The 9,677-nt window shown below is 57.4% G+C and carries 9 protein-coding genes; 6 read left to right on the top strand and 3 right to left on the bottom strand.

Going from position 1 to position 9,677, the window contains the following annotated elements; all coding sequences use genetic code 11:
* Positions 1-484: hypothetical protein (locus tag P5540_17175; GenBank protein ID HRT66552.1), on the bottom strand; the 484-nt coding region annotated here is incomplete at its 3' end.
* Positions 485-1,002: 518 nt separating this feature from the next.
* On the opposite strand from P5540_17175, the gene P5540_17170 reads away from it, so the two are divergent.
* The 4 genes from P5540_17170 (at position 1,003) to P5540_17155 (ending at position 4,721) form a co-directional block, all read left to right on the top strand.
* On the top strand, positions 1,003-1,854 hold the full coding sequence (locus P5540_17170) for a TlpA disulfide reductase family protein (protein HRT66551.1): 852 nt from the start codon (positions 1,003-1,005) through the stop codon (positions 1,852-1,854).
* Positions 1,855-1,867: 13 nt separating this feature from the next.
* Complete coding sequence (locus tag P5540_17165; GenBank protein HRT66550.1) at positions 1,868-3,103, top strand: cysteine desulfurase; 1,236 nt, start codon at positions 1,868-1,870, stop codon at positions 3,101-3,103.
* Positions 3,100-3,519: an SUF system NifU family Fe-S cluster assembly protein gene (locus P5540_17160; protein ID HRT66549.1), complete on the top strand. Its 420-nt coding sequence runs from the start codon at positions 3,100-3,102 to the stop codon at positions 3,517-3,519. The genes P5540_17165 and P5540_17160 overlap by 4 nt, the downstream gene beginning before the upstream one ends.
* 254 nt (positions 3,520-3,773) lie before the next feature.
* Complete coding sequence (locus tag P5540_17155; protein HRT66548.1) at positions 3,774-4,721, top strand: DUF1559 domain-containing protein; 948 nt, start codon at positions 3,774-3,776, stop codon at positions 4,719-4,721.
* A 386-nt stretch (positions 4,722-5,107) separates the two neighbouring features.
* Here P5540_17155 and amrB read toward each other — a convergent pair whose 3' ends face one another.
* Both amrB and P5540_17145 read right to left on the bottom strand, forming a co-directional pair.
* A complete protein-coding gene (gene amrB / locus P5540_17150; protein ID HRT66547.1) occupies positions 5,108-6,091 on the bottom strand; it encodes an AmmeMemoRadiSam system protein B in 984 nt (327 codons plus the stop codon).
* A gap of 124 nt (positions 6,092-6,215) precedes the next feature.
* Positions 6,216-7,853, bottom strand: a complete 1,638-nt coding sequence (locus tag P5540_17145; GenBank protein ID HRT66546.1) for a ThuA domain-containing protein — start codon at positions 7,851-7,853, stop codon at positions 6,216-6,218.
* A gap of 102 nt (positions 7,854-7,955) precedes the next feature.
* On the opposite strand from P5540_17145, the gene P5540_17140 reads away from it, so the two are divergent.
* A complete protein-coding gene (locus P5540_17140) occupies positions 7,956-8,561 on the top strand; it encodes a hypothetical protein (protein ID HRT66545.1) in 606 nt (201 codons plus the stop codon).
* Positions 8,562-8,762: 201 nt separating this feature from the next.
* Entirely contained in the window at positions 8,763-9,668 is a 906-nt protein-coding gene (locus P5540_17135; GenBank protein ID HRT66544.1) for a PmoA family protein, read from the top strand.
* The last annotated feature ends 9 nt before the right edge of the window (positions 9,669-9,677 follow it).

Here is a 9,677-nt window from a genome sequence, read left to right as displayed (position 1 = left end):
TGTTGAAAAATACCGTGTTTTCTACAATCGCCGAAGCGCCGAGACAATTGTGCATGGCGCCGCCCAAGAGGCCGTAGTTGCCATAGAAGCGGCAGTTGGCCACGGAAACTCCGCCGCCATGATTGTACATGCCGCCGCCATATCCCAGACTTTCCTCTCCGTCCGCACGCCCGCCGGTAATCGAAAACCCGTCAAGGGTGGCGCGATTGTTTCCCTCGATAACATGATAGGCCGGAATACCGGGGCCGCGGCCGTTTGAACCGTCAATAATGGTCGTGCGCACTGCCCAGTCGCGCTGGTTGCGTTCCGTCTCCGTTCCCGCGAATCCCCCGTACAGATACACGCGGCGCTGGGTTATCATCAGGCTACCGTTCGGACTGGGACGGGTTTCGTCATAGATCCCTTCGGCCACCCAGATTTCGTCGTCCCGTGCCGCCAAATCCAGCGCGGGTTGGATGGTTTGAAAAGCCGTGGCCCAACTCAAGCCATCTTCCGTTCCGGACAAATTATCCCTGTCAACGTACCATACCCCTGAAATAGCAGGAAGGGAACAGAGCATTGTCAGCACGAAAAAACGGTCTTTTTCATAATTCGTAGATCCTCCCTGGCGCACTACCCCGCTTTGTTTTCATTTAATTAAACTTCCCTCACATTTGAATTTTACACTTATCATAGAAAAAAGTCAAAAAGTTTTTTTTGTATTATTAACTTGAGAGTACCATGTTCTCGAAGTTGGGAATGTAACGCCGATTTCCAAATCGGCTTGTTGAAACGCGACATGCCGATTTGGAAATCGGCGCTACAAAGCAGCCATTTTCAATTTCAACACAAGATCTCGTTGCCTGATCCGACATGAAATTGCCCGGAAATGCCAATCTTCCTGGAAATTCTCATCCTTATTGTCTCGAATCCGCTGAAAGACCGCGTTGGCGAATAGGTGTTCCTTGTCTGAAAGGGGGCCGATCCCGTATAAGGGTTCAGGCCTATTGGAGGAAACGGGCGATGGGACGCGTGAAGGCGTTTTACGGGACCGTGGCGGTTCTGGGCGGCTTTGTATTGATTACTTACTGGGGCATGATGGTTGTTTGGGGCAGCGGGTCCTGGCTGCATGGGACGCGCAGTCTTCGTCTCGGCCCCATTTATGTGCCGATGTTGCTGTTGGGGCTGGCGACGTTGATTGTCCTGCCGGCTTTCCTGTTGAGCGTGTGCAGGATCATGCAGACTCGCGGCCGTTTCCCTCGATGGACCGGGCTTCCGGGCGCCAGTTGCGCGATGGCGTGGCAGGCGTTGTTGCTTGCGGCGCTGGTGCTGGTTTTCGACACGCCATGGTCCGGTTTGTTTCGCACGGATTGGGCCGGGGTTTTTCGCAATGCGGGCAAGCCGGCGGTTCTCGAATTGGGCGACGACCACCTGAATTATCCTGAGCTACCGCTTCAGCCCGTGGATTATTATGCGTGGTCCGTTTACGATCTCGACGGACGGGAAGTGCCGATGGCGTCGTTCCGCGGCAAAACGCTTTTCCTGAATTTCTGGGCGACGTGGTGCATGCCGTGCCGTTCCGAAATGCCCAGCGTGCAGCGTCTTTACGACGCGGCGAAGGATAAGGGCGTGGCGTTTGCGTTTGTTTCGCGGGAAGAGGCGGAGACTGTCCGCACGTTTATGAAAGCGGAAGGGTACACGCTGCCGGTGTATCTGGCGAAAGAACGCCCCCCGGCGTTCATGGCCATTACCGGGATCCCCGCAACGATGATCTTTGCCCCCGACGGCCAACTGGCATTTCGCCACACGGGCGCCGCGGCGTGGGACACACCCAAGACTCTTGAGTTTCTCGCGAAACTAACCGGCGTTCCGTGAAATGGACAGTCCCGTGAATGAAACGAAACCGCTTGGCGGGGGTGATATCCGGCGATTGCGCGCCGATTTTCCGCTGCTGACCGATTCCGGCGTTCCGGTCATCTATCTGGACAATGCTGCGACGACCCAGAAGCCGCGCGCCGTCATTGATGCGCTTACCCGGTTCTATGCGCTACAGAACGCGCCGGTTCATCGCGGCATTTACCGGCTTGGCGATCAGGCCTCGGCCTTGTATGAACAGGCGCGGAGCCGGGTGTCGCGGTTCATTGGAGCCGGAAGCAGCAGCGAGATCGTGTTCACGCGCGGAACGACGGAAAGCATCAATCTCGTTGCGCAGACCTTCGGACGTCGGAGACTCGGGCCCGGGGATGAAATTCTCGTGACCGAAATGGAACACCATGCAAATATCGTCCCTTGGCAAATCGTCTGCCGGGAACATGGCGCGATCCTGCGATGGATACCCGCGGGCCGGGCGTGCGAAGTGCGGGCCGATGAATTGGCGCGGCGCCTGGGTCCGCGCACTCGCCTGCTGGCCGTCGTCCATGTTTCCAATGTGACCGGAACCGTCAATCCCATCGGCTCCCTCATCGAAATCGCCCATGCGAAAGGGGTTCCCGTGTTGGTGGACGGCGCCCAAGCGGCCGGCCATTTGCCGGTTGATGTGACCGCGCTGGGCTGCGATTTCTATGCGTTTTCCGGCCACAAGATGCTGGGGCCGATGGGCGTCGGGATCCTGTACGGACGTGGGGATCTGTTGCGAGACATGCCCCCGTGGCAGGGGGGCGGCGGCGCGATTGCGCACGTTGGCCGCGATTCGTCCACCTTCCGCGAACCGCCGGCGAAATTCGAGGCCGGCACGCCGCCCGTGGCGGAGGCCATCGCCTTGGCCGAGGCCATCGAATACATCGAACGGGCCGGGCGCGCGCGCCTCGCGGCCTATGAGCAATCCCTGATTCATCAGGTCGAGCGCGGTCTGAAAGACATTCCGGGCGTCCGGATTCATGGCGATCCCACCGAACGGGCTGCGGCGGTTTCTTTTTCTTTGGAGGGTGTGCATCCGCATGACGTCAGCCAGATGCTCGATGAAGACGGTATCGCCGTGCGCGCGGGCAATCTGTGCGCGCAGCCGTTGATGGATGCGCTGGGCGTTCCGGGAGTCGTTCGAATAGCGCCCGCCTTTTACAACACACCGGAAGAAATTGACTTGACGATGCAAGCGCTGGACCGCGTGCGCGGGATTTTTCGATGAACCTATACGACCAAGTCCTGCTCGACCATAACCGGAATCCGCGGAATTTCCGCCCCATGCCCGGCGCCACGCATTCCGGCGAGGCGGATAATCCGCTGTGCGGCGATCGTATCGCCGTTTTTCTGCGCGTCGAGGACGGCGTCGTGGCCGAGGCAAGTTTTCAGGGCAAGGCGTGCGCCGTGGCCACGGCATCGGCCTCGCTCATGACCGTCGCCGTGCAGGGGGAGGTTGTGGAGGAAGCGAAAAAAATGTGTCTTTCCGTGAAGGCTTTTCTCAATGACCGGGCGGAACCGGCGCCGACCGCTTCCCTTGCCATGCTTGAACGGGTCCGCGATTATCCTGTTCGCATCGGATGTGCCGAATTGCCGTGGACAGCGGTTGCCGCCGCGTTGGCGACGGGGGACCGACAGCCCTAAAGCGGATCGATTGGCAATTCGGGGCAATCTTTTTCATCAGATGGTATTGACAATATGAGAAATCAGCGATATAGTAGTCGCGACAAGTGATAGCTTGTGCAGTTTGGCGGCGAATAGAGCAGTTTGCGCGTCGGTAAATGCGACAAAAACATGAGAAAGGAGATCGTTGGGGACGTTTACCCAAGCAGGTGATGGCCGAAGTGTAAGGGCAGTTTTCCGAACTACTGGCGAAGTCCAACACAAAGGGTTGTCACATGAAAAAGCAAGGTTTTACGCTCATCGAATTGCTGGTTGTCATCGCCATCATTGGCATCTTGGCGGCAATACTGTTGCCCGCGCTTGCCCGAGCCCGTGAATCAGCACGCCGTTCGAGTTGCCAGAACAACCTGAAACAGCTTGGCGTGGTGTACAAGATGTACGCGAACGAAAACCGCGCCCAGAAATTTCCCATGATGGCCGCCCGGTTGTCGTATCAGGTCCAGAATGCGGAGGTCATCTACAGTTCGTACAACGAATGCGGATACAACAATCCGTATCTGCCGCCGACGGCGGGCGGCGACGCGGAATTCGTGCCGGACGGGAAGTCCATTTATCCCGAATACCTGACGGACGTGAACATCCTGATTTGTCCGTCGGATTCCCAGGCGAAAAAGGCCCAGCAGTACTGGTTTATCAACGGCAAGGTGGATCCGTGCGCGATTACGGCCGAATCGTACATGTACGTGAATTGGGCCCTGACAGGACGCGACGGCGAAGGATATTTGAAATCCGGCGCGGATCCCAATCCGGGCAATATGCCCTTGGGCGTGGCGGCGATTGGCACGTATCTGGATCTTGGCTTCATCACCAAGGTCAACACGCTTCTCACGCAGCAGTCGGCCATCGATCCCCCCGGCTCGCAAAACCTGTATGACACCGACTTCAAGTTCACGAACCAGGACGGAAAAGAAATCACCATCTATCAGATGCGGGAGGGTATCGAGCGGTTTTTCATCACCGACATCAACAATCCCGGCGCAACGACGCGCGCGCAAAGCGTCATTCCCATCGAATGGGATCTTGCCAGCACGACCGCCGATGAGTTCAACCACGTGCCCGGCGGATCAAACGTCATGTTTCTGGACGGACACGTCGAGTTCATCAAGTATCCGGGCGAATTTCCGATTACGCAGGCCTTTGCCGTCATGACGTCCATGTTCTAGCGTCGTGAGTCGCCGATGCAAGGGACAAACGACCACAGCAAGTGAACAAAAGGGACTGACCCGCTTTTCGGGAGTTTGATCAGCGGATCAGTCTTTCCTTTTTTCGCGGCCTTTCTTTCATCCTTGCCCGGCTTGCCGAAAAAGAACTCGATGCGAAGATGTGGGAAGAGGCGAAGCATTGCACCCGCATCCCGCATTCAAGTTTGAATCGCTTGCATCGAACATGTAGGTCTTTTTTTCAATCTCTGGGTATCTGCGTCATCTGTGGAAGATCGGAAGACGGTCCGTGGATGCCGAAAAAAGGAAGTGGGATTGTCTTTGCCCCAATCGCCTGCAAAGAACTTGACGCAAAGGGCTGGAAAACGGGACTCCTGAAAAAAGCGCGGTTATTCCGGTTTCTCTTCCACGGCCGGGTCCGGGACGAAAAAGGCCAGGGAAGCGAAACTGATGGAGGTTCGGGTGTCGCCCGTTTTGCGCGCGGAAATGTCATGGGCCAGCAGGCGGCCGGTTGCGGATTTCGGCACGATCCGCAGCAGGATGGCGATGGCGTTTTTCGCGCAGATTGGATTGCGGGTATCGTCGAGATAGCGGACAAAGCCCCGGAAATCCCGCGTGAGAATGAGGCGGAACGCCTCCTTGTCCAGTGCTTCGATGGATTCGATGATGTTTTCCTTGAAAGGGCGGTAACTGAAGTTGTTGCCGTAATGCGTAAAGTCGGAACTGACGACCAGCAGGGTCCGATCATCCATCAGGGGGTGAAGCGATTTCGCGACGGCTTCGATCGCGTCCACGTCGGTCTTCTTCTGGTAATCAAGGAAATCGCCGACTAGGATGGGGATCAAGCGGAACGTTCCAAGGCGTTCCTGGAGGAAGGGCAACGTCGCCTCGATTGAATATTCGATTTCGTGGACTTGAACGCGGGACGAATCGGCCTGGTAGTTGACGCTACGCACTTCGATGAGCGGCGAAAGATCCAACTGCCGGATGCTTTGGCCATCCAACGGAATGCTGCCCAAGGGGGTTTGGTAAAACTCGACCGACGGAATCGAGCAACCGCGGAAGGAACTCCGGTGCGACGCCCCCAGCACGATAACGCGATCGTATTGTCCCGGCTGAAGCATTCCCAGCGCGGCGCCCGCAATGGCGCCGGATGTCTGGTACGGCGCATGCGGCACGATGCATGCCGCCATTCGTTCGCCCGCCGGGGGCCGCGCGTCTTTCATGCACTCCTTCAGGGCCGATTCCAGCGCTGCTTTGTCGGCTGGATACCAGACACCCGCGGCGACCGGCAGGGCAAAACGCGTTACAGCTTCGGACAAGCCGCTCCACAGAAGCGTCAGGCAGATGCCGTAAAAAATGTGGCGCCGCATCGCGCGTTGTCTCCCGTTGTCGGAACGTATCTGAAAATGTATCGAATCGGCTGCAGGATTGTCCATGTGAATGGTTGAACAACCGAGCGGCCGTTTAGGGTATGGTTCGATGGTTCATTGCTGTTCAGGCGCAATGCTTGGGCATGGGCAGGGCTTTGCCGGCCTTGGATGATTTTTCGGCGGTGGCGATCACCGCGATGACGCGCCGGGCGCTTTCGGGGGTCACGACAAGCGGCTCGCCGAGCATGAGATGATCGGCAATGTTGCGATAATAGGCGTGCCAGTCGGACTCGAAGTACTTGAGCGTCGCCTCGGATCGCACGCCGTCGCGGTAACTGATGACAGTAAACTTGTCGTCATCGTAGTCGAGGATGCCGCCTTTCGTACCCAGGATGCGCCATCGCGGTTTGCCGGCCGCGGCGATTTGCGACAATTCGATGAAGGCGCTGCATCCGTTCGAGAAGCGCACCGTGGCCGAGCAATGGTCCTCGTTGGTGACATCGTGCCAGACGCGTTTTTCCTGGAAATAGCCGGAGACCTCGACGATTTGCGCCGGAACGAGTCCGAGGGTCCAATCAACGACGTGTGCGCCCCAATCGTAGAACGCGCCGCCGCTGATCTTTTTTTCGGACCGCCACCAGTAACTCGGATGGCCGTATCCGCCCATGCAGGCCTCGATATGGAAAACCTCGCCGATCAGGCCGCTGGCGATCGCGTGTTTGATGGCCATGTAGTCGCCGTCCCAGCGGCGGTTGTGAAAGACGCTCAACATGCGCCTGTTCCTGCGGGCGGCGGCGATCATCGCATCGGCTTCTTCGATGGTGATGCAGAAGGGTTTCTCGGTGATCGCATGGACGCCGGCATTCAGGCATTCGATGACCCGTTTGGCGTGATCGTTGTGCTCGGTGATGACCGTGGCGAGTTCCACGCCTGATTTTTCAAGCATTTTTCGTGAGGAGGCGTAGGTCGGAATGCCGGGAAAGTCCTCCTCGGCCTCAATCCGGCGCTGTTCGACAAGGTCGCATGCGGCCACAATTTCAAAACCGGCGGCGCGCATGCTTTCGAGATGAAGTCGGCCCATCTTGAACGATTTTCCGTATCCGATGACGCCCGCCTTCATGGATTTGATCTCTTTGCGACCAAAGGTCCAGTCCACGCCCCTCCGGATCATTTTCTGGACTTCGGGGTGATTCAGCGAGCGTTCGTCGTGGCCCAGCGCGAGGAAAAAGACCCGGCCTTTACCGTGGGTCCGTGTGTATGCCATGGGCTGCGGCTTGCCCCGCCACATGGCCGTTGCAAGGACTTCGCAGGAATCCGCCTGGAATTTGTCGAGCAGATACAGTTCGTCCGTCACGCGAAAAGGTTGTATCCGCCGCGTGATCATCGAATCCGCCGCTGTCGGCGTCACGGGAAACTCGAACTGCGCATCGTGCCCGGCAAACGTCGAGCCGAGCATGTCCACATAAGCCGCATTTTTCGTGAACGAGGCCGCCGCGCCATGCAATCCGATGAATGCGCCGCCATTCTTCACGAAATTGACAAGCCCATTTTCCTGATCTTTCCGTAGTTCCCCGCCGTCGGCATAAACGATTGCCGCATCAAAACGCCCGATATTTCCCGCGCGCAGCGTGTTTAGGTCGTGCGTCGGTGTGACCAGATACCGCCCGGTGTCTTCCAGAAGTTTTTTTACAATTTCGCCGCACCGATCGAGGGGATGATATTGTCCCCCCAGTACCATGAGGATTTTTTTCATCGTCGCCATTCCGCGTCCTTTCTCTGTTATAATTACACGGTGTCAAAGTGCATTGGGTGCGATTTTACGTACATAACGGAGGAATAACAAATCGCCGCGGGCGGGGAGGCAATGACGAAAATGGATGGGGAGGCGAAAGTGGTTGCCTGTGCCGCATGCGGTCATGTCATGAAAATTCCGCCCCAGTATGCCGATACGCCGGGGCGGTGTGGCCGGTGTGGCGCCACGGTAAACGATCGCGTTTTGATACCCGCCATTGATCTGTCCGATCTGGGGCCGCCATCCCCCAAAAAGAAGACATCTGCGGCCGTCCAGAATTCAGAAACCTTTTCGATTACTGTTCGCCGGGCGTTGCTGGCGGGGTTGGCCGGTGCTTTGGTTGGGGGGGGTGTCGTGGGCGCTTTCTTTACTATTCGTCGCACGGAGGGGCAGGCCATCACGCCGGGCACTCTTTTCGCAAACGCCAACACGGGGCTCGTGCTCGGTTTCACGATATGTTCGCTGTTTTTCTTTGTCAAGCATTTGAATTGGGGACCGTTCAGGGCGGCCGGGGCTGGAATGCTCAGTTGTGTCGTGATCGGCTCCGTCATGTTTCTCTTGGAAGCCCGTTTGGTTGCCCCGCCGGACATAGGTTTGTTTGCCCAAATCGCGATGGCCGCCATGGCGGGAGGGGTCGCGGGGTTGATCATGGGGGCCAAATTGAACAACGAAGACTGACCGTATGCCGGAGACCTCGGCCGCCATCATGTTCCAATTCATAAGGAGATGGCGGATCACACATTGAATCTCCGCCATTGCAGCCGTTTTTTGGGGCCTATCCCATCGCGTGTGCGCGGGCCGCTGGGGTTCGTTTTTTTGAATCATGTTATTAGGGAGGCATATACTTTTTTCGATCGTTGAGGGAACGGGAGGTGAGCGATGCAAAGAGTGAGTGTGTCGGCTTTTTTGCTGTTATGGTGTGGGGTTGCTTTTTCGGTCGAGTTCGTGTTTGAAGAACAACCCGGATCGTGCCTGTTGAAAGGCGATGGAAAAACGTGGATGGCCACGATGATGGCCGCTTTCGATCCGGCAAAACGCGATGAGACATACAAAGTCTACACACATATCCACGATTTTCAGGGCATCGCCCCGATTACCAAGGGACCGGGCGGGAAATATCCGCATCATCGCGGTATGTTCATTGGCTGGAAGGATGTCGTGGCCAACGGTCTCCACTTCAATTTGTGGGAAATGGCGAATACCTCGCAGCGCCATGTGGCGTGGCTGGAACGCAAAGGAGGGCTGGACTCCGCGCGGCAATCGGAGCGCATCCACTGGTGCGATCCGGAGGGAAAAGTGCTTATCGAGGAGACGCGGACCCTTGCCGTCCGGCCCGGTCCCGGCGGCGTGCGCCTTTTCGATTTTCAGTCTGTGCTTTTGGCCCCGTCCGGCGACATCCAGTTGCGCGGGGATCTTCAGCACGCCGGCATGCAGGTCCGCATGGCGCAAGAAGTGGCGGACCATGAAGATTCGACGAAATACATTTTGCCCGAAGGTGCCCAGGAACTGCCGGACGACAAGGTCGTGGGTGCATGGTGGGTATGTTGCAGTCCGGTTGTGCGCGATGTGCGCTATTGGGTCGTTCATATGACACCGTCCGGTCATCCGTTGGGTCAGCCGGTGTATTCGATTCGCCGGTATGCGCGATTCGGTGCGTTTTTTGAGCCGGACTTGCAGGCCGGAAAGCCATCGGCATTCTCGTTTCGCATTGCGGTATCGGACAAGGAACTGGACCGCGCCGCCTGCGAATCGCTGTATGCCGATTATTGCAAGCCCGCACCCTGATTCGATTCG

The organism is Candidatus Hydrogenedentota bacterium (assembly GCA_035450225.1).
GTDB lineage: Bacteria > Hydrogenedentota > Hydrogenedentia > Hydrogenedentales > SLHB01 > DSVR01.
The sequence above is the reverse complement of the archived record's forward strand: the minus strand, read 5'-3'. Positions and strand labels throughout refer to the sequence as shown.